This is a genomic window from Ruegeria sp. HKCCA4812 (assembly GCF_013034245.1).
Classification (GTDB): Bacteria; Pseudomonadota; Alphaproteobacteria; order Rhodobacterales; family Rhodobacteraceae; genus Ruegeria.
The window spans coordinates 536,740-558,318 of record NZ_WQFQ01000001.1; the positions used below are offsets into that span (position 1 = coordinate 536,740).

The following is a 21,579-nucleotide window of genomic DNA, read 5'->3' on the forward strand; positions in this document are numbered from 1 at the left end:
TCAGGACTATGAGGGCGCCATGACCCAATCTGCCGACCGTCCCCGTATCCGCCTGAAACCCAAAGCCAATGCGCGCGGCCTGCGCCATGGTTTCCCCTGGGTCTACGCCAATGACATCGTCTCGGACCGCCGTACCAGAAAAATCCCCGCGGGCGCATTGGCGGTGCTCGAAGATGACAAACGGGCGCCCGTCGCGCTGGTCGCGGTCAACCCCGCGTCCAAGATCATGTGCCGGGTGCTGGACCGTGACATCGATGCGCAGCTTGACGCGACATGGTTCGAGAACCGTTTGCAGCGCGCCCTCGATCTGCGAGAAAGCCTGTTTGACGCCCCGTATTATCGCCTGATCCATGCCGAAGCGGACGGCTTCCCCGGCGTCATCATCGACCGCTTTGGCGAGGCCTGCGTCATTCAGCCCAACGCGACCTGGGCTGAGGCGCATCTGGGCCTGCTGACCCAAGCTCTGGTCAAAGTCACTGGCGTGACCACGGTGCTGAAGAACGCCTCGGGCCGTACACGCGGGCTGGAGGGGTTGGACGACGTCAACCAAATATTGCGCGGATCCGCGCCCGATGCGCCCCTGCCTGTGCCGATGAATGGCGCCACCTACATGGCGGATCTGACAGGCGGTCAGAAGACCGGGCTGTTTTACGACCAGCGCCCCAACCACGCCTTTGCCGCGCGCCTGGTTCATCCCGATGCGCAGGTGCTGGACGTGTTCAGTCATGTGGGCGGCTTCGGTCTGGCGATGCTTGCAGGCGGTGCGGGGCAGGCATTGTCCGTCGATGGCTCAGCCGCCGCGCTCGACCTCGCGAAACAAGGGGCCGAGGCGTCGGGCCTTGCTGAAGAGTTCCAGACCCGACAGGGCGACGCGTTCGAGGTTCTGACTCAACTGGGCGAAGAAGGCGCGCGATTTGACGTGGTGATCTGCGATCCGCCCGCGTTTGCACCGTCCAGACAAGCGCTGGATGCGGGGCTGCGCGCCTATGAACGTATCGCACGACTGGCGGCGCCTCTGGTCAAACCCAGTGGTTATCTGGGGCTGTGTTCGTGTTCGCACGCGGCTGACCTGAGCCGGTTCCGCGATGCGTCCTCCCGTGGGATCGGGCGTGCCGGGCGACAGGCGCAACTGATCCACACCGGGTTTGCGGGTCCGGATCACCCGCAACTGCCGCAACTGGCGGAAAGCGGCTACCTCAAAGCAGTGTTCTACCGCCTGTGAGGGCCGTTCTCGACGCCTGCGTCATCTATCCCACGGTGATGCGCGAGATGCTGCTGGGCGCGGCCCGCCTTGGCCATTTCACTCCGATCTGGTCTGCCCGCATCCTCGAAGAATGGGCCCGCGCCGCGCGCAAGCTGGGCCCGACGGGCGAGGCGCAAGCCCGTGCCGAAATTGCCTTGGCGCAGGCGCAGTGGCCGCAGGCCGAACGCGCGCCGGTCCCGGGGCTGGAGCAGCGCCTCTGGCTGCCCGACTCCGCCGATATCCACGTCCTTGCGACGGCCATCACGGCCTCGGCTGACGTCATCGTCACCGTCAACGCCAAGGATTTCCCCAGAAATATTCTGGCAGAGGAGGGGCTCGACCGCCGAGATCCCGACGGCTTGCTGCATAGTCTCTGGCTATCGGACCCTGACGGCCTCGCGACCATCGCCGATCGCGTTCTGAGTGAAGCCATCCGCCTTTCCGGCCACCAATGGACCTTGCGCGCGCTGATGAAAAAGGCCCGCCTTCCACGCCTTGGCAAGGCGCTCACTCAATAGACGGGGGCCCCTTCATCTGGCTAAAAAATGTCCCGGAGAGCGCGAGAGGCTGGCCTCTCGCTGCGCACCCTCAGCCACGCGCCCAACGCTGCTCAAGGGCCTCCAGTGCCGCTATGCGCTCACCCGTTTTCGGGTGGCTCATCAACCATGCCGGGGCAACGCCCGCCCGTTGCTGCGTCAGGTCTTCCAGCTTGTGAAACAAGGATTTCTGCGGCCCGATCCCGATTCCGGCCTTGGTCAGCAAGGCGGCGGCATATTCGTCCGCCTCATACTCATCCTGTCGTGACAGGCGCGAGGCCAGCAATGACGTCAAGGCATTCGCAATCATCGCTCCGATGAACGGAATAAACCGGTTTAGCACCATGATCAGCGCCGTCCGCATTGCGTTTTGACCTGAAAAATCAATCATCCGTCGCTTTGCATGACCCAAGGCAACATGCCCCAATTCATGGGCGATCACGCTGGCCATTTCTTCGGCCGAAACCTCTCCGTTGCGGAATTTTCGGTAAAACCCGCGCGTGATGAAAATCCGACCGTCCGGAGCAGCCAGCCCGTTCACCGGGTCGATCTCGTAGATATAGACGGGGACCCGATCGATTTCCAAAGCCGCGGCCAGCCGATCCGTCATCCGTTTCAGCACCGGGTCGGCCAATTCGGTCGATTTTGCGTCCAGCTCACGATGGGTGCGCCAGACCGAAATACGGTACATCACGATGGCGTAGCCAATTGCCAGCAGGATCGGGGTCAATCGAAGCATGTCAAAGATATGGTCCGAACATGGGCATTGCGCAAGTCACACCTGCGGGATGTTCGTCGGGACCCGCATGTTCGTGCGCCGAAATCGGCAAAACCCTCCTCGTGCGCCGAAACAGGCACAACCTTCGATAAGTTGTGATCTTGCGATATGAGCTGTTGATTATTTCAACGATCCCACTTAACCGACGGGGCGCTATCGATGGGGGACCCATGACCGACAAGAACTATGAAGCGCGTCACCTGGAAACACTCGACCGGGATTTGCGGCGCTTTTCACGCCTAGAAATGGCGACCGCACAGGCTGGACGGCCCTTTGTGGGCTCAGGGATTGCCCTGGCATTCATTGTCACCGCAGGCCTTGTGGCCGCTTTTCTGTTCGGGCAGGGCAACAACGCGCTTGTCGTCGTGATCGCGGCGATGTTCGGGGCCTATATGGCGCTGAATATCGGGGCCAATGACGTCGCCAACAACATGGCCCCTGCGGTGGGGGCGAATGCGCTGACCATGGGCGGTGCCATCGCGATTGCCGCCATTTTTGAAAGCGCCGGGGCGCTCATTGCCGGGGGCGATGTCGTGTCGACCATCGCGAAGGGAATTATTGCGCCGGAAAGCATGGGAACGGCCAACGTCTTCATTTGGGCGATGATGGCGGCGCTGCTGTCCTCGGCGCTTTGGGTCAATCTGGCCACATGGGTCGGTGCGCCGGTTTCCACCACGCATTCGGTTGTGGGCGGCGTCATGGGGGCAGGGATCGCCGCGGCTGGGTTCGGCGCCGTAAGCTGGGGTACCATGAGCAAAATCGCCGCCAGCTGGGTGATCTCGCCACTTCTGGGAGGCTTGGTCGCAGCCGGTTTCCTGTGGTTCATCAAGGCCAGGATCATCTATCAGGAAGACAAGATCGCCGCGGCCCGCAAATGGGTGCCGATGCTGGTCGGGATCATGGCGGGAGCCTTTGCATCTTATCTGGCGCTCAAGGGCCTCAAGAAAATCATCAAGATCGATCTCGGGACGGCGTTGCTGATCGGTGCGGCGTGTGGAGGGCTGATCTGGGCAGTGATGATCCCGGTGATCCGCCGCCAGTCCGAAGGGCTTGAGAACCGCAACAAATCGCTGAAGATTCTGTTTGGAATTCCACTGATCGTCTCTGCAGCGCTGCTGAGCTTTGCGCATGGCGCAAATGACGTTGCCAACGCGGTGGGGCCGTTGGCCGCGATTGTGCAGGCTTCTGCCTCGGGCGATTTCACTCATGCCGTCAGCATTCCCCATTGGGTCATGGTCATCGGTGCGTTCGGGATATCATTCGGCCTGTTCCTGTTTGGTCCAAAACTGATCCGCATGGTCGGCAGCCAGATCACCAAGCTCAACCCGATGCGGGCCTATTGCGTCGCCCTGTCGGCTGCGATCACGGTAATCGTTGCAAGCTGGCTGGGCCTGCCTGTCAGTTCCACCCATATCGCGGTTGGCGCTGTATTCGGGGTCGGGTTCTTCCGGGAATGGGATGCCGAGCGAAGGCTGAAACGCGCAAGGCTGGCCTTTCCCGAACGCCCCCGCGTCGCGCCGGAAGAACGCCGCCGCCGCAAGCTGGTTCGCCGGTCGCATTTCCTGACCATCGTTGCCGCGTGGGTTATCACTGTTCCCGCCGCAGCAATGCTGGCAGCGATCCTGTTTCTTGGGATTCAGGTGATTGCCGGGTAAACTCTGGCGCTGACCTCAACGGGTCAGCGCTTTCATTCCCTGTTCCAGCCCTGCCAGGGTCATCGGCACCATGTGGCCTTCGAAGATTTCCTGAATCATGCCGATGGAATGGGTGTATTCCCAATATTTCTCGGGCACGGGATTGATCCACAGGTTCGACGCCCATTGATCCCGCGCGCGTTGCAGCCAGACTTGCCCGGCCTCGGCGTTCCAATGCTCGTTGGCGCCGCCGGGATAGGCGATCTCATATGGGCTCATCGAGGCGTCGCCGACGAAGATGCATTTGTAGTCGGGCCCATAGGTGCGCAACACTTCATGCGTGGGCGTCTGCTGGTCCCAGCGGCGGCGATTGTCACGCCAGACGCCTTCGTAAAGGCAATTGTGGAAATAATAGTATTCCAGATGCTTGAACTCGGACCGTGCGGCTGAAAACAGCTCTTCCACCACTTTGATATGCGGGTCCATTGATCCACCAACGTCCAGAAACAGCAGCACTTTGACCGCGTTGTGACGTTCGGGGCGGGTCTTGACGTCCAGATAGCCGTGTTCGGCCGTGGCGCGAATGGTGCCGTCCAGATCCAGTTCTTCCGCAGCACCTTCGCGCGCCCAGCGGCGCAGGCGTTTCAGGGCAACCTTGATGTTGCGCGTGCCCAGTTCAACCGTGTCGTCCAGGTTTCTGAATTCGCGCTTGTCCCAAACCTTGACCGCGCGCTGGTGGCGGCTTTCCTTTTGGCCGATGCGCACGCCTTCGGGGTTGTAGCCATAGGCCCCGAAAGGAGAGGTCCCGGCCGTGCCGATCCACTTGTTGCCGCCTTGATGGCGGCCTTGTTGTTCCTTGAGACGCTCGCGCAGCGTGTCCATCAGCTTGTCGAAACCGCCAAGCGCCTCGATCTCGGCTTTTTCCTCGTCTGACAAGTGTTTTTCGGCCATTTTGGCCAGCCAGTCGCCAGGGATGTCAACGGCTTCCAGAACCTGATCGAAGCTGATCTCGTTCAGTCCTTCGAAACTGGCGGCAAAGGCGCGGTCGAACTTGTCGATGTTGCGTTCGTCCTTCACCATCGACACGCGGGCGAGATAGTAGAACGCCTCGACATCATAGGTGGCCAGACCCTTTTTCATGCCTTCCAGAAAAGTCAGATACTCCCGCAGCGATACCGGGATGCCAGCTTCGCGAAGGTTTTCGAAAAAGGGCAGGAACATCGTGTCAGCCCACCAAACGCACCAGAACCAACGAGATCACCAGACCCACCAGCGCAAAGGCAATGCCGTATCCGGCGGCATATTGCGCCATGTCGGCGCGATTGCCGCTGCGCTTTTTCGCGGCCAGTGCGCCCAAGGTCGCACCCAGTGCCGCCATTCCCAGAACTACCAACATATGTGCGTCATCCGTCTTTCGTGCCATCCGTGTTTCTTCGGTCATTGCCCCGCGACAACGACTGGGCCACCAGATCCGAGCCAAACCCGTACCGCGCCCATCCCAGGCTGTCCAGCCTGACGGCACGTGCTTGCTGTATCTGCCCCGCCTGCTTCAGCGCTTCTGATTTCAGCAACAGCAACGTGGCCAGCAGAGACGCATTTTCTGCCCGTGTCATGACATCGATGGCCCTGTTCAGCTCGGGCAGAACACTGGGTCCCTTTTCCTGTGCCAGGGCAAATGCCGCAGTTTGCGTGGTGACATAGGCCTGATGCACCTCTGTGCCGGGTGTGGCCTTCAGAAATTGCTGCGCAATCTGAAACTGGCGTTGAGCTTCGTTGGGGTCCCGGAATTGTTCCATCCGGCCTATCAGGTAATGAGGATAGGCGCGGCGGTGATCCGTCCATCCCTGTTGTTGACCGATCCGCGCCGCCTTTCGGGCAGCGCGCAGCTGTCTGGGCGACCCTGCGCCCGGTCCCAGTGATTTCTGAATCGCGTCAATCCATTCGCGCGGCGTATCCGTAAAGGGTTGAACGGGCACCCTGTCCCCGCGCGGGTTCATCCGGCTGAGAACCCCCGGGATGACCGCGGCGACCTGATCGCGGGTCATGCCGGTGCGCAGTTCCGGCGCATAGGCAGCCCGCAGGATTAACATGTCGAACCCGGTCAGAACCGTATGGATATTGTCGTCGTTGAACACCGAATCCGGCAGGTGATACAGATCGTTCAGCGGACCAAGCGCTTGGGCCAGTTCTTCATGCAGGCAATCACGTATTTCCTGCGGACTGACGTCGTATGGGATGAAAATCCCAAGCCGTTCGCGTTTGCGCAGTTCAGTCCAGCTGCTTTTGATTTTTCGGCGGTCACGGCGATATTCTTCAAGGCTCGAGGAGTTGGGGACGACGAAACAGGCCGCATTGGGCAGAATGCGCAGAATGTCTTTCTGGCTGACGGCTTCGATGGTGATATTGGCCTGTCCTTCGTCGATCTGTCGGATGTTGATCCCGGCCTCGCGCTTCAGACGGTTGAGCAACCGGGTCAGATCCTGCTGCATGCTTGCTGTCGGCGATCCTGTCAGGCGGACTGTGACCGGGGTCTCAAAACGCGTGAAAACGGGCAGGGCGGCGCCGCTTTCCAGTTCGAAATGCAGGGACAGGAAGTCAGAGGCGATGTTCTTGTTGGACCGAGCAGGCGGCGAAGGGCGCGCCGTTGAAAAAGACTTTGCAGGCGGCAGGCTTGCTTCGATGGGCGCGACCTGATCGGGCAGTTCGATCGTTTCAACCGTCGCGCAGCCGGCAACAACCAGTGCCAGAAAAAGGGCACTCAATCGCTTCATGAGCGGGCGTACTTGATGAACGGTGTCAGTGTGCCGATGCGATCATACAGTTTCCGCGCAGTGTGGTTGAATTCCTGGGTCAGCCAATAGACCGACGGCGCGCCCTGACGATCTGCCTCATCATAGACCGCCTGGATCAAGGCCCGGCCAACGCCTGCCCCCCGCGCCTCGGGGCGCGCGAACAGGTCTTGCAGGTAACAGACCTTTTCCACCTTCCAAGCGTGGCGATGAAACAGATAATGTGTCAGTCCGACCAAGGCGCCATTCTGCTCGGCAACGAAACAGGAAAAATCCTGCGGGTCGTCGCCCAGCAGTCTGGAAAAGGTTGTTTCGTATACATCATCGGGCAGGGCGGTTTCATAAAATGCCAGATAGTCCCGCCACATGTCGGCCCATTGGCTTTTGTCCTCGGCACGCAGGGTGCGGATTGTCAGTGCGTTCGCCACGCGTTTCATCCAATTCTGTGGGCGGCGAAGCTCTGTTTCGCCAGATGGACCGATGCTGGCATCCGGGCCGTCCCAAGGCAAGCCATGATCACCGTCTGGTCACCGTCCGGCTATCGTTTGCCGCGTGCCATAAAGGCCAGACGTTCGAACAGATGCACGTCCTGTTCATTCTTCAGCAACGCGCCATGCAGCTTCGGAAGCGCATCTGCGCCGCCGCGCTTGAGGTCTTCGGCGCTCAGGTCCTCGGCCAGCAGCAGCTTCAGCCAATCCAGCACTTCCGATGTTGACGGCTTTTTCTTGAGCCCCTGCGTCTCGCGGATTTCATAGAACTGGGTCAGGGCGGTGGTCAGCAGCGCATCCTTGATGCCGGGGTGATGAACCTCGACGATGCGGCGCATCGTGGCCTCGTCCGGGAAGCGGATGTAGTGAAAGAAACAGCGGCGCAGAAACGCGTCCGGCAGTTCCTTTTCATTGTTCGAGGTGATGATGACGATAGGGCGGTTTTTGGCCCGGATCGTTTCCCCTGTCTCGTAGACATGGAACTCCATCTTGTCGAGTTCCTGCAAAAGGTCGTTTGGAAACTCGATATCCGCCTTGTCGATCTCGTCGATCAGCAGAACGACCTTTTCGTCGGCCTCGAAGGCCTGCCACAGCTTGCCCTTGCGTATATAGTTCGACACGTCATGCACGCGTTCCTCACCCAACTGGCTGTCCCGCAGGCGGCTGACCGCGTCATATTCATACAGGCCTTGCTGCGCGCGGGTGGTGGATTTCACATTCCACTCAATCATCCTCAGCCCCAGTGCGCCGGCCACCTGTTTGGCCAGCTCTGTTTTGCCGGTGCCGGGCTCGCCCTTGACCAGCAATGGGCGTTCAAGTGTGACGGCGGCGTTCACGGCAATCGTCAGATCGTCAGTGGCGACATATTCGGCTGTACCTTGAAAGCGTGCGGTCATGGGCCTCTCGTGTGGTTTTTCGTGATCCGTGGGCAGGTTGTGTTGTCCGGGTTACAGACGGTCAATGATTTTGACAACCCGCGTCCCTGCGTCGGTCGAGGCGATTTTTGCAGGAACTCCAAGCCCTTTTGGTTGATTCGTGTGCGCGAATGGACCCTGCCAATTGACACCTGCCTCAAAAAGGCCTGCTAAATTTCATAGAAAAACAGGGTTTTGTTGTTGTTTGTCTCATATTTAGACAAAACAGCACGAGGGCGTGCTGAAGCAACGTTTGTGTAGTGACAATCCCACGCCCGTCGGCTAAACGCTGCGCAGAAGGGGGTGCCAAATGTCAGGTGAAACATCCGCGACCGACGTTTCTGGCCATACCGAGGGAGCAAATATGAAACAGGAAGTTTTTCTGCCGGAGGATTACCGCCCGGCCGAAGATGAACCTTTCATGAATGAACGTCAGCTTGAATATTTCCGCCGCAAGCTGTTGGATTGGAAGAATGAACTTTTGGCGGGCAGCCGCGATACGATCGAAGGGCTACAGGACAACACCCGAAACATTCCCGATGTCGCCGACCGCGCGAGCGAGGAGACCGATCGCGCTCTGGAGCTGCGGACTCGCGACCGCCAGCGCAAGCTGGTTGCCAAGATCGACGCAGCCCTGCGCCGGATCGAAGAAGGTGAATACGGCTACTGCGAAAAGACCGGCGATCCGATTTCGCTGAAACGTCTGGATGCACGTCCGATTGCAACCATGACGCTGGAGGCGCAAGAGCGCCACGAGCGCCGCGAAAAGGTCCACCGCGACGATTGATCGCCGGGTGCAACTGGAAAATTTCGAACGCCGGGGCCTGTGGCTCCGGCGTTTTTGCGTTATGCGGGGGGGCATGAAGATCAATCGGTTGAATTTCTGTGTAATTGGCGGCGGCATCGGCGGTCTGGCGGCTGCGTTGGCGCTGCGGCAACACGGGGCGCAGGTCACCCTGCTGGAGCAAGCCCCGGCATTGACCGAAGTTGGCGCGGGCCTTCAGATCAGTGAAAACGGGATGTGCGTGTTGCGCGCCCTTGGGGTGGCGGATCTGTCTGCGGGCCAGAAGTCGCACGGTACGATCTTGCGCGATTGCCGCAAAGGGCGCGTTGTCAGCCGGCTGCCCGGGCCTTCGGCTGGCCCGACCTATTATTTTCACCGTGCCGATCTGTTGAATCTTCTGCATTCTGCGGCCCGCCAGGCCGGTGTGGATGTCCGTCTGGGGGCCAAGGTTTCCAACGTGCAGAAACACCCCAGCGAAGCCGAAATTCTGTTGGCGAGCGGCGAGGGGCTGCGCGCCAAATGCGTCATCGCCGCCGACGGTGGCCGAAGCACGATTCGCCCGGCTCTGAACGGGCCCGAGACACCCGAGTTCACGCACCAGGTCGCCTGGCGCGCCACCATTCCCTGGCGACCGGATTCAGGCGTGGTGACGGCATCCCTGACCATGGGGCCGGGTCGGCATGTCGTAACCTATCCTTTGCGCGATCAAAGCATGATGAACATCGTTGCGGTCGAGGAACGCTCGGACTGGCGGGAAGAGGGATGGAAGCTGAAGGGCGATCCGGACGAGCTGCGCGCACGCTTTTCAGGGTTCGGCGGTCCTGTCGGTGAGATTCTGTCAAAGGTCTCGGATGTGAATCTGTGGGCCCTGTTCCTGCGCCCGGTCGCAGAAAAATGGCAGAATGGTCGTCTGGCATTGCTGGGGGACGCGGCGCATCCGACCTTGCCGTTCATGGCACAAGGCGCCTGCCTGGCGCTGGAAGATGCCTGGACGCTTGCACGATCATTCGACGAACACTCGGGCGTCACCAGCGCGCTTGCCGCCTACGAGCAAACGCGCAGGCCAAGGGCCGAAAGCGTGGTTGCCGCTGCCGGGTCGAACGCACGCAATTTCCACCTGTCAGGCCCCGCCCGTTTGGCGGCCCAATGTGCGCTTATGGCCATCGGAGGGAAATTGTCACGCCGCTACGAATGGATATACAGCTACGACGTCACGGCCTGAACCGCTAAATATCCAGATCGACCCAGACAGGCACGTGATCCGAGGGCTTTTCATGCCCGCGCACGGCGGCATCAATCTGGCAATCCCGCATTAGATCTGCCGCTTGCGGGGTCAGCAGAAAGTGATCGATCCGAATTCCGTCGTTCCGGTTCCAGGCCCCGGCCTGGTAGTCCCAGAATGAATAGTGCCCCGCGCTTTGGGTGGTGGCCCGGAACGCTTCGGTGAAGCCCAGATTCAGGATCTTGCGGAATGCGGCGCGGCTTTCGGGGCGGAACAATGCATCGTCGCGCCATGCTTCGGGGCGTTTGGCGTCCTCCGCCTGCGGGATGATGTTGTAATCCCCCGCCATCAACGCGGGTTCTTCGGTGGCCAGCAAATCACGGGCACGGTCATATAGCCGTTCCATCCATGCCAGTTTGTAATCATATTTCGGGCCGGGTGCGGGATTGCCATTGGGCAGGTACAATCCACAGATCCGAAGAGCCTTTTTGCCAACGACGGTGGCTTCTATCCAGCGGGCCTGTTCATCCGCGTCATCGCCGGGAAGGCCGCGGGATACATCCTCGAGGGGAAGCTTCGACAGGATTGCAACGCCGTTGAAGCTTTTTTGTCCATGGGTTTCCACGTTGAACCCACGCTCTTCGAATATCTCGCGCGGGAAGTTTTCATCGACCGACTTGATCTCTTGCAACAGCACTACGTCCGGCTGCGCTTCGTCCAGCCAACGGGGCAAGGCTTCGGCCCGCGCTTTGATGCCGTTGATGTTGAACGTGGCGATTTTCATGCGCGATCCTCCGAAGACTTGGTGCAACCTATCGCGCAGAACGGGCCCAACGGCAAGGCGGAGATCGTATTTGCGAGGCTCTGCCTCGCGCTCCGGGATATTTTTGGCCAGATGAAGAAACGGATTATTAACCGAATTTCTTCAAGCTGAAGTGGCGGTACAGGCGGGGACGCCTATGACCGCGCCAGGTGAAGGCCTCTGGTCTTTCGGTCAGAGGGCGGACTCCTGCTTCATCTGGCTGAAAATATCCTGGGGGTGTGGGGGCAAAGCCCCCACGGTTACATCGAAAAAGATGTGCCACAACCACAGGAAGAGGTGGCGTTGGGGTTGTCGATCACAAATCGTGCACCGATCAGTTCCTGGGTGAAGTCGATAACCGCGTTTTCCAGGAAGGGCAGCGAAATGGCGTCGACAATGACTTTTTGCCCTTTGCCTTCAAGGACCAGATCATCTTCTTTTGGCGTATCCAAAGCGATTTCGTATTGAAACCCCGAGCAACCGCCGCCTTCCACTGCGACGCGCAGTGCCTGACCCTGATCCGCCGCGCCGATTTCTGCGAGGCGTTCAAAGGCGCGATCCGTGACTGTTGGGGGCAGATTCATGCCGGTCTCCAAAGGTTTCCTTCCGTTACGCCATACAATATAGAAAGTGCAAGGACAGGCGACAAGGACGAGCCATTTGGACAGAGCTAGTTTTGCCTCGGATCCGGACCGCACCAGGGGACGGCTCGTAGCCGAGGAGGAAAGCAGTTTCCGATCATGCTTTCAGCGCGACCGGGACAGGATCATTCACGCTAGTGCCTTTCGGCGCCTCAAACACAAGACGCAAGTTTTCGTTGAGCATGAGGGCGATAGTTACCGCACCCGCCTGACCCATTCCATCGAGGTGGCGCAGGTCGCCCGGACCATTGCCGGTGCCCTGGGCCTGAACCCAGAGCTGACCGAAGCCGTGGCCCTGGCGCATGATCTGGGGCACACGCCCTTTGGACACACTGGCGAAGACGCGCTGCACGCGTTGATGAAGCCCTATGGTGGCTTTGATCACAACGCGCAGGCCATTCGGATCGTCACAAAGCTGGAGCGCCACTATGCAGAATTCGATGGGTGCAACCTGACCTGGGAATGTCTGGAAGGGATAGCCAAGCACAATGGGCCGGTTGAGGGCGATCTGCCCTGGGCATTGGCCGAGTGCCATCAGGAATTTGATCTTGAACTGCACACCCATGCCAGCGCGGAAGCGCAAGTTGCCGCCCTTTCTGATGACATAGCTTACAACAATCACGATCTTCTGGACGGGTTGCGCGCAGGGTTGTTCACGGATGACGATTTGCAGGACCTGCCGATTGTCGGGGTCTGTTACGCCGAGGTGGATGCCAGATACCCAGGGCTGGATTCCTATCGCCGACGTCACGAAGCGCTCAGGCGGGTTTTCGGGGTCATGGTGGCGGATGTCATCAACACTTCGAACGATCTCATTGCTGTGTCTGGCGCGCAGTCCGTCGAAGAAATCCGACATCTTGGGTATCCTGTCATCCAGTTCTCGGATGAGGTTTGGGCGCAACTGCGTGAAATCCGGGCGTTTCTGTTCACACGGATGTATCGCGCACCCAGAGTGATGTCAGTGCGGGCAGAGGTGGCAAAGATCGTGGAAGATCTGTTTCCGATCTACATGAACGATCCCAGGCAAATGCCCGTGCGCTGGCATAATGACATTGAAGCGGCCAGGGACGACACAGCCTTGGCCCGCATCGTTTCCGATTACATTGCGGGCATGACCGACCGATTTGCCTTGCAGGACCATGCGCGGCTGACGGGCTGATCACTCCACGGCTATGTAAGCGATGGCCCAGACTTGCTGAGCCGCTTGTTTCGCAGACTGTTCGGCGTTCTTCGTTGGTGGGAACACGATCATCGTCGGGCCGAAACCTCCGATCCCCATCGGTGCGCCATCAGCATGCGTTGCAACGATCGGTTTGTGCGTGGCGATACTGTCCCACTCGATTTCAGCCTGATACCCATCCAGCGCCATGGGAAGAGCGGTTTTCCCCTCGGCCCCCGCCAATGTCATGACGTCTGCCAATAGCGGACCAGAAAACCTGTATTCCCGCTCATTGCGCGGAGGACCATAGGGGATCGTGATCTCGAACTGCTCCAGCCGGTCCAGCATGGCTGCGTCAAAACCAGCCGCGCCGTCATGCGTGACCTCCAGATAGCCCAGCAGACCGCCGTCATTCTCACCCCGCGCAGGCAGGTTTGTTTCGCTGACCGCGCCGCCCAGCGTCAGCAGCACATGGCCTTTGGGCTGTGGCAGGTCGGCCAGCACAGGCAGGGCGGTGGACAAAAGCAAGGCAAAGGACAAGGCGCGTTGCATCGACGGTCTCCGGTAGCGGCGTACAGGCCCGAGATTAGCGAGATGTTTCGCCAAACCAAGCTTAAACATTAGGCGTCCATTGACCTTGCCGGTTTGCGTGGTAAACCCCGCGACAAGCAAAAGGACATCCGAAATGAACCTGTTTTCCGAGATCCGCGGCCTTGTACTGGACGCGCTGGCGCAGATGCAGTCCGAAGGCGCATTGCCCGAGGGGCTGAGCTTTGACAACGTGGCGGTCGAGCCTCCGCGCGATGCGGCCCATGGGGACATGGCAACCAACGCCGCGATGGTGCTGGCGAAACCTGCCAGGATGAAGCCGCGCGACATTGCGGATGTTCTGGCCGGGAAACTGGCAGCGGATGACCGGATCACAAGCGCAGAAGTGGCAGGGCCCGGTTTCCTGAACCTGCGTCTTGCGCCGTCCGTCTGGCAAGGCGTGTTGGCGGCTGTGCTGGAAAAAGGCACCGATTTCGGGCGCTCGACCATGGGGCAGGGGCAGAAGGTCAATGTCGAATATGTCTCGGCCAACCCGACCGGTCCGCTGCATGTCGGGCACACGCGCGGCGCGGTATTTGGGGATGCGTTGGCAAGCCTGCTGGCCTATTCGGGCCATGACGTAACCCGCGAATACTATATCAACGACGGCGGCGCGCAGGTGGATGTGCTGGCGCGGTCGGCCTATGAACGCTATCGCGAGGCCAATGGCCTCAGCCCCGAGATTGCCGAAGGGCTGTATCCCGGCGATTATCTGATCCCGATTGGCGAGGCGCTGAAAGAGAAATATGGCGACAGCCTGATCGACAAGCCGGAAAGCGAATGGCTGGAAGAGCTGCGCGAGTTTTCGACCGACGCGATGATGGACTTGATCCGCGCCGACCTGAAGGCGCTGGGCGTAGAGATGGATGTGTTCTTCTCGGAAAAATCGCTCTATGGCACGGGCCGGATCGAGGCCGCGCTGCAGTCGCTGACTGAAAAGGGCCTGATCTATGAAGGCGTGCTGGAGCCGCCAAAAGGCAAAAAGCCCGAAGACTGGGAGCCGCGCGAACAGACCTTGTTCAAATCCACCGAACATGGCGATGACGTCGACCGCCCGGTCAAGAAGTCGGACGGCAGCTGGACCTATTTCGCCCCCGATATCGCCTATCACTATGACAAGGTGAGCCGTGGCTTTGACGCGCTGATCGACGTGTTCGGGGCGGATCATGGCGGCTATGTCAAGCGGATGAAGGCGGCCGTGTCGGCCCTGTCCGATGGCAAGGTGCCGCTGGATATCAAGCTGACACAGCTGGTGAAACTGTGGAAAAACGGCGAGCCGTTCAAGATGTCGAAACGGGCCGGGAACTTTGTCACCCTGCGGGATGTGGTCGATCAGGTTGGCCCGGATGTGACGCGTTTCGTGATGCTGACCCGCAAGAACGACGCGCCGCTGGATTTCGATTTCGACAAAGTGCTGGAACAGAGCCGCGAGAACCCCGTGTTCTACGTGCAATACGCCCATGCCCGTGTGATGAGCGTGCTGCGCCGTGCCGCCGAGGCGGGGATCGACGCCACCGACGCCACCCTGCGCGGGGCCGATCTGGCGTCGCTGGACCACCCCGCCGAACTGACGGTTGCCAAGAAGCTGGCGGAATGGCCACGCCTGGTCGAGATCGCTGCGCGGACCAACGAACCGCACCGTGTCGCCTTCTATCTGTATGAACTTGCAGGGGATTTTCACGCTTTGTGGAACAAGGGCAATGACGAAACCCAATTGCGTTTCATTCAGGATGGCGATGTTGCCACAAGCCAGTCGAAAATTGCGCTGGCCCGGGCCGTTTCTGTTGTGATTTCAGCGGGCTTGGGTATTCTTGGCGTCACCCCGGCGCAGGAGATGCGGTAACAAATATCGCCCGAACCGCCGGTACGAGGTAGGCAAGAAATGACCCGCGCGCCTTATTTTCGGGCGCGAAGCGGGCAGTGAGGCGGACATGGCGAGTTACGATTACTCGGGGCACCAAAGCCCCGGGCAGAATGATTACCCGAATCAAGCGCATTTCGAGGATGCGTATGACTATCCCGACGAGATGCAGGATTACGACGCGCCGCGCGGCGCGTTCGGACTGGGGCGGGCCGTAAATTTCCTGGGGGCTGTCGCATCGTTGGCGCTGGTCGCCGGCGTCGGTATCTGGGGATACAAGCTTGTCATGCGGGATGTCAGCGGCGTTCCGGTCGTGCGTGCGGCCGAAGGGCCGATGCGGGTGCAGCCCGAAAACCCGGGCGGAACACCGGCCGATCATCAGGGCTTGGCCGTCAATGCCGTGGCAGCCAAGGGCAGTGCTGCCGCCCCGGCAGATCGTCTGATCCTTGCGCCGCGGCCGGTCTCGTTGACGGATGAAGACGTACCTGCCGCTGATCTGAAGCCGAAACCGGCGCTGCATGTGGTGGAAAAACCGATTTCAACCCAGGAAGCCGCCCGATTGCGCCAGAACGCAGTGGATGCGCTGGTTGCGGAATTGGCTGGTGAAGCAGCCAAAACGCAGCAAAACGCCGAGGATGGCGTGCAGCTGGCATCGCTGACCACCCCCGAGGAAGAACCCGCAATTGACCCGGCCGATTTCGCAGCCGCCTTGCCGGACCCGGCCATTGCCGCGCTGCCGGGCGTGCGCCGGTCCTTGCGCCCGTTGACCCGCCCGGCACGCGCCACTCACGGTCAGGTGTCGCCAAGCGAGAATTCCGAAGACGCTATCAATGCCGCGGTGAAGGCTGCGGTTGGGTTGGATGTTGATCCTGATACGCTGGCAAAAGGCACGCGTCTGGCGCAGCTTGGAGCCTATGACAGCGTTCAGGTGGCGCAAACGGAATGGGATCGCCTGATCGGGAAGTTCGGCGAATATATGGCCGGAAAACAGCGCGTTATCCAGAAGACCTCAAGCGGTGGGCGCACCTTTTACCGCCTGCGCGTGCTGGGCTTTCAAGACCTGAGCGACTCGCGCCAGTTTTGTGCCGCGCTTGTTGCGCAAGGGGCTGATTGTATCCCGGTGGCCGTCAGGTGAAGTACGGTGCCACGATCACAGATGCAGAGGGCCTGCGCCTGACGCAGCAAGAAAAAGACTTGTTTCGGCAAATTAACCCGTTCGGGTTCATTCTTTTTGCCCGCAACATCGAACACGCGGATCAGGTGCGCGCCTTGTGTGATGATTTCCGCGAGGCAGTCGGGCGCAATTGCCCGATCACCATCGATCAGGAAGGTGGCCGCGTGCAGCGCCTGCGGGCGCCGCTGGCCCGCGAATGGCTGCCTCCGTTGGATCACGTAGCCAATGCCGCCGAGCAGGCCGAGCGCGCCATGTATCTGAGGTACCGCCTGATTGCCGATGAATTGTTTGGTCTGGGCATCGACAGCAACTGTGCGCCCATGGTGGATGTCGCGCGTCCCGAGACGCACAAGTTCCTGAAGAACCGCTGTTATGACGCTGATCCTGAACGCGTTTCCAGAATCGGCAAAGCCGTGGCGCAGGGTCATCTGGATGGCGGAGTGCTTCCAGTGCTCAAGCATATTCCGGGCCATGGACGTGCCACGTTGGACAGCCACCATGACTTGCCGCATGTGGATCTGCCCCTGGATGAGCTTGAGCGCAGCGATTTCGTGCCGTTCCGAGTCTTGAACGATCTGCCGATGGGGATGACTGCGCATTTGGTCTATGACCGGATTGACCCGCAGCCTGCCACCATCTCGGCAACCATGATGGATGTGATCCGCGACAGGATTGGCTTCGGCGGGCTGATCATGACCGATGACATCGGGATGAAGGCGCTCAGCGGAACGCCTGCTGAGGTGTCGCGGCAAGCCATAAGCGCGGGCTGTGACGTCGTTCTGCACTGCAACGGAAGCTTTGCCGAGCGCGCCGAGGTGCTGGAAGCTGCCGGGGAGATGTCCGATGTGGCACAGGCCCGCGCAGAACGGGCGCTGGCGATGCGCAAAGCTCCGCAGGAACTTGACATCCCTGCCGCCGAGGCGGAACTATCTGCCCTAATGGGCGGGCAGGTATATGAACGATAATCTTTTCAGCGAAGATCCTGTCTCGGTCGCGGATCGTCTTGCGGCCGAAGCGCTGATTGTTGATGTCGATGGGTTCGAAGGCCCGCTGGACGTTCTTTTGACCCTGTCGCGCACGCAGAAGGTTGATCTGAGGAAAATTTCCGTACTCGCGCTGGCGCAGCAATACCTGGCCTTTGTCGAAAAGGCGCGGGCGCTGCGGATCGAACTGGCCGCCGACTATCTTGTGATGGCGGCCTGGCTGGCGTTTCTCAAGTCCCGCCTGCTGTTGCCGCCAGACCCCGAAGACGAGGGACCTTCGGGCGAAGAACTGGCCGCACATCTGGCGTTTCAATTGGAACGCTTGCAGGCGATGCGCGACGCTGCGGCACGATTGATGGCGCGCGATCAGCTGGGACGGGATTTCTTCAAACGCGGTCAGGGCGAAGATATCACCCGGATCCGCACCGTCACCTATTCCGCCACGCTGCTGGATCTGATGCAGGGCTATGCCCGCATCCGCACCCGTGATGAATTCCGCCCGTTTGTGATGGACCGCGATTCGGTATTCACCATGGAACAGGCACTGGAACGGATGCGACCGCTGATCGGGTTTGCCGGGACATGGACCGACATGGAAACTTACCTGCCCGATGGCTGGGATTCCGACCCGGTACGGCGCAGGTCGGCAACGGCGGCGACCTTTGCGGCCTCGCTGGAACTGGTGAAAGAAGGACATATGGAAATCAAGCAGAGCGAGACATTCGCTCCGATCCAATTGCGCAAGAGGACCGAAACACGTGACTGATGCCCCAGAAGAGACCGGTACGCTGTTCGAGGCCCCTCCGCTGGCAGAGCAGGAGCGTATGGTCGAAGCCGTTCTGTTCGCCAGCGCCGAGCCGGTGACGATTGCGGATCTTGAGGCGCGGATGCCCCATGGAAGCGATGCGGCGCAAGCGGTTGAATTGCTTCAGAAACGGTATGAGGGGCGTGGCGTGCGCGTTGTGCGCGTGGGGGATGCCTGGGCCATCCGTACGGCCCCTGATCTGGGCTTTCTGATGCAGAAGGAAACGGTCGAGACCCGCAAGCTCAGCCGCGCTGCGATCGAAACTCTGGCCATCGTGGCCTATCACCAACCCTGCACACGGGCCGAGATCGAGGAAATCCGGGGCGTGTCCGTCTCGCGCGGGACCATCGATCAGTTGCTTGAGATGGAGTGGATCAAGCTGGGCCGCCGCCGCATGACGCCGGGTCGTCCGGTGACGTTTGTGGTAACGCCTGAGTTTCTGGATCATTTTGGTCTGGAAAACGCGCGCGACCTGCCGGGCCTGAAAGAGCTGCGCGCCGCGGGATTGTTGGAGAATCGGCCTCCTCCGGGTGCGATCCCTTTGGGGGAAGGGCGCGAGGACGAAGTTGACGAAGACCAGAGCGAGTTGTTCGATGAAGAGTGATCGAACAGCCCTTTTGTTGCCGCATAAAGCGCCTATCTTTGTGCGTGAGGACACGGAGTTGAGCGATGAATGCAAACCGGATCATCGACATGATTGTGCGTCAGGTCATGCGCCGTCTGGTCAACAAAGGTGTGAACAAGGGTATCGATCTGGCCAGCCGAAAGGAGGGCGGACCCGGCATATCGAATGGGCCCGAAAAAACCAGCGCACCGCGACATGCGCAGAACCTCAGGCAGGCACAGCGCGTGACCCGTCAAATGCGCCGGTTCATGAAGTTCTAGGGGTCAGCTTGCGGCTTTGAAGTGCTTTGACAGTTTCAGGCCCTGACCCTGATAGTTCGAGGCAATGCCCGCACCATAAAGCTGGGTCGGCATTTCAGCCATTTTCTCATAGACCAGACGTCCGACGACCTGTCCGTGTTCCAGCACGAATGGCGCTTCGTGGCAGCGTACCTCAAGCACGCCACGGGAACCGGCCCCCCCGGCAGCGGCATGACCAAAACCGGGATCGAAGAAGCCTGCATAGTGCACTCTGAACTCACCGACCATCGCCAGATAAGGCGCCATTTCAGCCGCGTACATCGGTGGAATATGCACCGCCTCGCGGCTGACAAGGATATAGAACGCGCCGGGGTCCAGGATGATGCAACCATCCTTGGTGCGTACCTCTTCCCAATAGTCCTGCGGATCGTATTCACCGATTCGATCCAGATCGATCACCCCGGTATGAGGTTTGGCGCGATAGCCCACCAGATCGGTATCGGGCAGTTGCAGGTCGACCGAAAAGCCCAGACCGTCCTGAATGACGGCAGGTCCGTCCACAAGCGGAGATTCGGCATGCAAGGACCTCAGTTCCGCATCGGACAACACGGCCTGACCCTGGCGGAAACGGATCTGGTTCAAACGCATCCCGGGACGAACCAGAACCGAGAACGAGCGCGGGCAGATTTCGGCAAAAAGCGGGCCTGTGTAACCTGCGGGCACCCGGTCGAACTCGGTACCGCCATCGGTGATCGTCCGCGTCAGAAGGTCCAGTCGCCCGGTCGAGCTTTTGGCGTTGGCCACGGCGCTCATGCTGTCGGGCAGCGCAAGCGATTCCATCAGGGGCACCAGATAGACGCAGCCCTTTTCCAGAACCGCGCCATCCGAGATATCGATGCGGTGCATCTCAAACTCGGTCAAGCGATCCGTGACAGTCCGGCCTTCGCCCGCAAGAAACGAGGCGCGTACACGGTAAGCCACTGTTCCCAGTCGCAAATCAAGGCTGGCAGGTTGAATCTGGGCAGGCAGAACCTCTGGTTCGGCGGTGATCTCACCGCGCGCGATCATCGCCTCTAGCTGTTGGTTCGGGCAAACACCTGTCATCTCGATCCCCTCTGGTGCCAGAGCGGGATCTGGCCTGTATGCCATAAACGTCGGTGTAATTTGGTCGGGCTAGCAGGACTCGAACCTGCGACCTTCCGTCCCCCAGACGGACGCGCTACCAGGCTGCGCCATAGCCCGACGTTGGGGTGTTCATAAAGATTTTCCCGGCAGGGGCAAGAGGAAATCAATGCCTTTTGTCCTAACCCGCCGCCTGTGTTTCAACCCGGTCCAGCCATCGGCGCAGATCTTTCGCAATCGGAGCGATGCGCCGCAGCAGGTCGTCATCAAAATCTGTCTGATTCCACGCAAGCGACGCGATTCCCCCCATCAAGGGCGCGGCGTCCAGTTCGGGCTCTGGCTCCGGCTGTGACGCGGCAGAGGCGCGTGCGTTTGTCTGCGCATCGTCCTTGCCGGTTGGCTGGATCGGTTCGCGCAGATCCATGCGAATCTGTTCCGTTGCGGGGGCAGGCTTTGGTTCGAACGGCACCACGGTGTCCTGGACGGGCGCAATTGTGGCTGGGCCGGGATCGTCCAAGGAAGGGGACAGCGCCGCGACATGTGCGACGCCTTGTTCGCGCAGGATACGCTGGACACCTTTTATGGTGATTCCGTCTTCGTGCAGCAGTTTTTTGATCCCGCCCAACAGACGCATGTCGTTCGGGCGATAATACCTGCGTCCACCTGCGCGTTTGACGGGCTTTACCTGCGTGAACCGGCTTTCCCAGAATCGCAGAACATGAGCCTGAACACCGAGCCAGTCCGCAACTTCGCTTATGGTGCGAAAGGCATCGGGGGACTTACTCATAACCTGGACGTCCTGAACTTACTTGCGGTTCCCGGCTGCGACGCGATCTTTCATCAGATGCGACGGGCGGAAAGTCAGCACACGGCGCGGCTGAATCGGGACTTCTTCGCCGGTTTTGGGGTTGCGACCGACACGGGCGGTCTTGTCGCGAACACTGAAGGTACCGAAAGACGAGATCTTCACCTGTTCACCACGCACCAAGGCGTCGGACATGTGGTTCAGAACGCTTTCAACCAGCTGCGCACTTTCGTTTCGTGACAGACCTACCTCACGAAAGACGGCTTCGCTCAGGTCCATTCGAGTCAGTGTTTTGTCGCCCATGCTAATTCCCCTGTTGCTATTGAAGCATATGGGTATGGCAAATTCGCTGTCAATATCAATGAATTGCGGGCGGCTGTGTAAGCC

24 protein-coding genes and 1 tRNA gene are annotated in these 21,579 nt (G+C 60.0%); 12 read left to right on the plus strand and 13 right to left on the minus strand.

From position 1 onward, the window contains the following. Window positions 1-19: 19 nt before the first annotated feature. Both GOW04_RS02680 and GOW04_RS02685 read left to right on the plus strand, forming a co-directional pair. Complete coding sequence (locus GOW04_RS02680; protein WP_171231470.1) at window positions 20-1,222, plus strand: RSP_2647 family RNA methyltransferase; 1,203 nt, start codon at window positions 20-22, stop codon at window positions 1,220-1,222. After that, a complete protein-coding gene (locus GOW04_RS02685; protein WP_171231471.1) occupies window positions 1,219-1,761 on the plus strand; it encodes an RSP_2648 family PIN domain-containing protein in 543 nt (180 codons plus the stop codon). Before GOW04_RS02680 ends, GOW04_RS02685 begins: the two co-directional genes overlap by 4 nt. 70 nt (window positions 1,762-1,831) lie before the next feature. Here the strand turns inward: GOW04_RS02685 and GOW04_RS02690 are convergent, their stop codons facing one another. Next, window positions 1,832-2,518 carry a M48 family metallopeptidase gene (locus tag GOW04_RS02690; RefSeq protein WP_152458255.1) on the minus strand — a complete coding sequence of 229 codons (687 nt, stop codon included), beginning with the start codon at window positions 2,516-2,518 and terminating at the stop codon, window positions 1,832-1,834. Between the two features lie 209 nt (window positions 2,519-2,727). Here GOW04_RS02690 and GOW04_RS02695 point away from each other — a divergent pair, with 209 nt between their 5' ends. Beyond that, window positions 2,728-4,212: an inorganic phosphate transporter gene (locus tag GOW04_RS02695; protein WP_171115489.1), complete on the plus strand. Its 1,485-nt coding sequence runs from the start codon at window positions 2,728-2,730 to the stop codon at window positions 4,210-4,212. A gap of 15 nt (window positions 4,213-4,227) precedes the next feature. Here GOW04_RS02695 and GOW04_RS02700 read toward each other — a convergent pair whose 3' ends face one another. From GOW04_RS02700 to GOW04_RS02720, 5 genes are all read right to left on the minus strand, one after another. Further along, on the minus strand, window positions 4,228-5,412 hold the full coding sequence (locus tag GOW04_RS02700) for a VWA domain-containing protein (protein ID WP_171231472.1): 1,185 nt from the start codon (window positions 5,410-5,412) through the stop codon (window positions 4,228-4,230). A gap of 4 nt (window positions 5,413-5,416) precedes the next feature. Then, a complete protein-coding gene (locus tag GOW04_RS02705) occupies window positions 5,417-5,614 on the minus strand; it encodes a hypothetical protein (RefSeq protein ID WP_152458252.1) in 198 nt (65 codons plus the stop codon). Beyond that, complete coding sequence (locus GOW04_RS02710; RefSeq protein ID WP_171231473.1) at window positions 5,595-6,962, minus strand: DUF2927 domain-containing protein; 1,368 nt, start codon at window positions 6,960-6,962, stop codon at window positions 5,595-5,597. Before GOW04_RS02710 ends, GOW04_RS02705 begins: the two co-directional genes overlap by 20 nt. Beyond that, window positions 6,959-7,417 carry a GNAT family N-acetyltransferase gene (locus GOW04_RS02715; RefSeq protein WP_171167728.1) on the minus strand — a complete coding sequence of 153 codons (459 nt, stop codon included), beginning with the start codon at window positions 7,415-7,417 and terminating at the stop codon, window positions 6,959-6,961. The genes GOW04_RS02710 and GOW04_RS02715 overlap by 4 nt, the downstream gene beginning before the upstream one ends. A 101-nt stretch (window positions 7,418-7,518) precedes the next feature. Continuing rightward, window positions 7,519-8,364 carry a MoxR family ATPase gene (locus GOW04_RS02720; protein ID WP_152458249.1) on the minus strand — a complete coding sequence of 282 codons (846 nt, stop codon included), beginning with the start codon at window positions 8,362-8,364 and terminating at the stop codon, window positions 7,519-7,521. A gap of 382 nt (window positions 8,365-8,746) precedes the next feature. Between GOW04_RS02720 and dksA the strand changes: the two genes are divergently transcribed. Continuing rightward, window positions 8,747-9,169: an RNA polymerase-binding protein DksA gene (dksA, locus tag GOW04_RS02725; RefSeq protein WP_171167736.1), complete on the plus strand. Its 423-nt coding sequence runs from the start codon at window positions 8,747-8,749 to the stop codon at window positions 9,167-9,169. 73 nt (window positions 9,170-9,242) lie between these two features. Then, a complete protein-coding gene (locus GOW04_RS02730; protein ID WP_171231474.1) occupies window positions 9,243-10,388 on the plus strand; it encodes an FAD-dependent monooxygenase in 1,146 nt (381 codons plus the stop codon). 4 nt (window positions 10,389-10,392) lie between these two features. Here GOW04_RS02730 and xth read toward each other — a convergent pair whose 3' ends face one another. Both xth and GOW04_RS02740 read right to left on the minus strand, forming a co-directional pair. Next, the gene (gene xth / locus GOW04_RS02735) at window positions 10,393-11,172 is read right to left on the minus strand and encodes an exodeoxyribonuclease III (protein ID WP_171231475.1); all 780 of its coding nucleotides are present in this window, start codon (window positions 11,170-11,172) and stop codon (window positions 10,393-10,395) included. Between the two features lie 278 nt (window positions 11,173-11,450). Next, window positions 11,451-11,774 (minus strand): iron-sulfur cluster assembly accessory protein, encoded by a 324-nt coding sequence (locus GOW04_RS02740; protein ID WP_152458245.1) that lies wholly within the window; start codon window positions 11,772-11,774, stop codon window positions 11,451-11,453. A gap of 76 nt (window positions 11,775-11,850) precedes the next feature. On the opposite strand from GOW04_RS02740, the gene GOW04_RS02745 reads away from it, so the two are divergent. Next, window positions 11,851-12,990, plus strand: coding sequence for a deoxyguanosinetriphosphate triphosphohydrolase (locus GOW04_RS02745; protein ID WP_171231476.1), 1,140 nt, complete (start codon window positions 11,851-11,853; stop codon window positions 12,988-12,990). On the opposite strand, the gene GOW04_RS02750 is transcribed toward GOW04_RS02745, so the two are convergent. Then, window positions 12,991-13,542: a hypothetical protein gene (locus GOW04_RS02750; protein ID WP_171231477.1), complete on the minus strand. Its 552-nt coding sequence runs from the start codon at window positions 13,540-13,542 to the stop codon at window positions 12,991-12,993. A gap of 133 nt (window positions 13,543-13,675) precedes the next feature. Between GOW04_RS02750 and argS the strand changes: the two genes are divergently transcribed. The 6 genes from argS (at window position 13,676) to GOW04_RS02780 (ending at window position 19,286) form a co-directional block, all read left to right on the plus strand. Beyond that, window positions 13,676-15,421 (plus strand): arginine--tRNA ligase, encoded by a 1,746-nt coding sequence (gene argS, locus GOW04_RS02755; RefSeq protein WP_171231478.1) that lies wholly within the window; start codon window positions 13,676-13,678, stop codon window positions 15,419-15,421. Between the two features lie 88 nt (window positions 15,422-15,509). Beyond that, the gene (locus GOW04_RS02760; protein WP_171231479.1) at window positions 15,510-16,574 is read left to right on the plus strand and encodes an SPOR domain-containing protein; all 1,065 of its coding nucleotides are present in this window, start codon (window positions 15,510-15,512) and stop codon (window positions 16,572-16,574) included. Further along, the gene (gene nagZ, locus GOW04_RS02765) at window positions 16,571-17,578 is read left to right on the plus strand and encodes a beta-N-acetylhexosaminidase (protein ID WP_171231480.1); all 1,008 of its coding nucleotides are present in this window, start codon (window positions 16,571-16,573) and stop codon (window positions 17,576-17,578) included. Before GOW04_RS02760 ends, nagZ begins: the two co-directional genes overlap by 4 nt. Continuing rightward, window positions 17,568-18,362 carry a ScpA family protein gene (locus GOW04_RS02770; protein ID WP_152458239.1) on the plus strand — a complete coding sequence of 265 codons (795 nt, stop codon included), beginning with the start codon at window positions 17,568-17,570 and terminating at the stop codon, window positions 18,360-18,362. The genes nagZ and GOW04_RS02770 overlap by 11 nt, the downstream gene beginning before the upstream one ends. Continuing rightward, on the plus strand, window positions 18,355-19,005 hold the full coding sequence (scpB, locus tag GOW04_RS02775; RefSeq protein ID WP_171231481.1) for an SMC-Scp complex subunit ScpB: 651 nt from the start codon (window positions 18,355-18,357) through the stop codon (window positions 19,003-19,005). The genes GOW04_RS02770 and scpB overlap by 8 nt, the downstream gene beginning before the upstream one ends. A 65-nt stretch (window positions 19,006-19,070) precedes the next feature. After that, the gene (locus GOW04_RS02780) at window positions 19,071-19,286 is read left to right on the plus strand and encodes a hypothetical protein (protein ID WP_171204906.1); all 216 of its coding nucleotides are present in this window, start codon (window positions 19,071-19,073) and stop codon (window positions 19,284-19,286) included. Between the two features lie 3 nt (window positions 19,287-19,289). On the opposite strand, the gene GOW04_RS02785 is transcribed toward GOW04_RS02780, so the two are convergent. The 4 genes from GOW04_RS02785 to ihfA all read right to left on the minus strand — a co-directional run bounded on the left by GOW04_RS02785 (window position 19,290) and on the right by ihfA (window position 21,495). Next, window positions 19,290-20,369 (minus strand): 2'-deoxycytidine 5'-triphosphate deaminase, encoded by a 1,080-nt coding sequence (locus GOW04_RS02785; protein ID WP_171232026.1) that lies wholly within the window; start codon window positions 20,367-20,369, stop codon window positions 19,290-19,292. Window positions 20,370-20,430: 61 nt separating this feature from the next. After that, window positions 20,431-20,507 (minus strand) — tRNA-Pro (locus tag GOW04_RS02790). A 61-nt stretch (window positions 20,508-20,568) separates the two neighbouring features. Continuing rightward, the gene (locus GOW04_RS02795; RefSeq protein ID WP_171231482.1) at window positions 20,569-21,174 is read right to left on the minus strand and encodes a MerR family transcriptional regulator; all 606 of its coding nucleotides are present in this window, start codon (window positions 21,172-21,174) and stop codon (window positions 20,569-20,571) included. 18 nt (window positions 21,175-21,192) lie between these two features. Further along, entirely contained in the window at window positions 21,193-21,495 is a 303-nt protein-coding gene (gene ihfA, locus GOW04_RS02800) for an integration host factor subunit alpha (RefSeq protein WP_152458234.1), read from the minus strand. Window positions 21,496-21,579: the final 84 nt, after the last annotated feature.

Bases quoted from the DNA above. Each gene is read 5' to 3' on its own strand.
- GOW04_RS02680 (WP_171231470.1), top strand. From the start codon at position 20: ATGACCCAATCTGCCGACCGTCCCCGTATCCGCCTGAAACCCAAAGCC.
- GOW04_RS02690 (WP_152458255.1), bottom strand. From the start codon at position 2,518: ATGCTTCGATTGACCCCGATCCTGCTGGCAATTGGCTACGCCATCGTG.
- GOW04_RS02695 (WP_171115489.1), top strand. From the start codon at position 2,728: ATGACCGACAAGAACTATGAAGCGCGTCACCTGGAAACACTCGACCGG.
- GOW04_RS02700 (WP_171231472.1), bottom strand. From the start codon at position 5,412: ATGTTCCTGCCCTTTTTCGAAAACCTTCGCGAAGCTGGCATCCCGGTA.
- GOW04_RS02705 (WP_152458252.1), bottom strand. From the start codon at position 5,614: ATGGCACGAAAGACGGATGACGCACATATGTTGGTAGTTCTGGGAATG.
- GOW04_RS02710 (WP_171231473.1), bottom strand. From the start codon at position 6,962: ATGAAGCGATTGAGTGCCCTTTTTCTGGCACTGGTTGTTGCCGGCTGC.
- GOW04_RS02715 (WP_171167728.1), bottom strand. From the start codon at position 7,417: ATGAAACGCGTGGCGAACGCACTGACAATCCGCACCCTGCGTGCCGAG.
- GOW04_RS02720 (WP_152458249.1), bottom strand. From the start codon at position 8,364: ATGACCGCACGCTTTCAAGGTACAGCCGAATATGTCGCCACTGACGAT.
- dksA (WP_171167736.1), top strand. From the start codon at position 8,747: ATGAAACAGGAAGTTTTTCTGCCGGAGGATTACCGCCCGGCCGAAGAT.
- GOW04_RS02730 (WP_171231474.1), top strand. From the start codon at position 9,243: ATGAAGATCAATCGGTTGAATTTCTGTGTAATTGGCGGCGGCATCGGC.
- xth (WP_171231475.1), bottom strand. From the start codon at position 11,172: ATGAAAATCGCCACGTTCAACATCAACGGCATCAAAGCGCGGGCCGAA.
- GOW04_RS02740 (WP_152458245.1), bottom strand. From the start codon at position 11,774: ATGAATCTGCCCCCAACAGTCACGGATCGCGCCTTTGAACGCCTCGCA.
- GOW04_RS02750 (WP_171231477.1), bottom strand. From the start codon at position 13,542: ATGCAACGCGCCTTGTCCTTTGCCTTGCTTTTGTCCACCGCCCTGCCT.
- argS (WP_171231478.1), top strand. From the start codon at position 13,676: ATGAACCTGTTTTCCGAGATCCGCGGCCTTGTACTGGACGCGCTGGCG.
- GOW04_RS02760 (WP_171231479.1), top strand. From the start codon at position 15,510: ATGGCGAGTTACGATTACTCGGGGCACCAAAGCCCCGGGCAGAATGAT.
- GOW04_RS02770 (WP_152458239.1), top strand. From the start codon at position 17,568: ATGAACGATAATCTTTTCAGCGAAGATCCTGTCTCGGTCGCGGATCGT.
- GOW04_RS02780 (WP_171204906.1), top strand. From the start codon at position 19,071: ATGAATGCAAACCGGATCATCGACATGATTGTGCGTCAGGTCATGCGC.
- GOW04_RS02785 (WP_171232026.1), bottom strand. From the start codon at position 20,369: ATGACAGGTGTTTGCCCGAACCAACAGCTAGAGGCGATGATCGCGCGC.
- GOW04_RS02795 (WP_171231482.1), bottom strand. From the start codon at position 21,174: ATGAGTAAGTCCCCCGATGCCTTTCGCACCATAAGCGAAGTTGCGGAC.
- ihfA (WP_152458234.1), bottom strand. From the start codon at position 21,495: ATGGGCGACAAAACACTGACTCGAATGGACCTGAGCGAAGCCGTCTTT.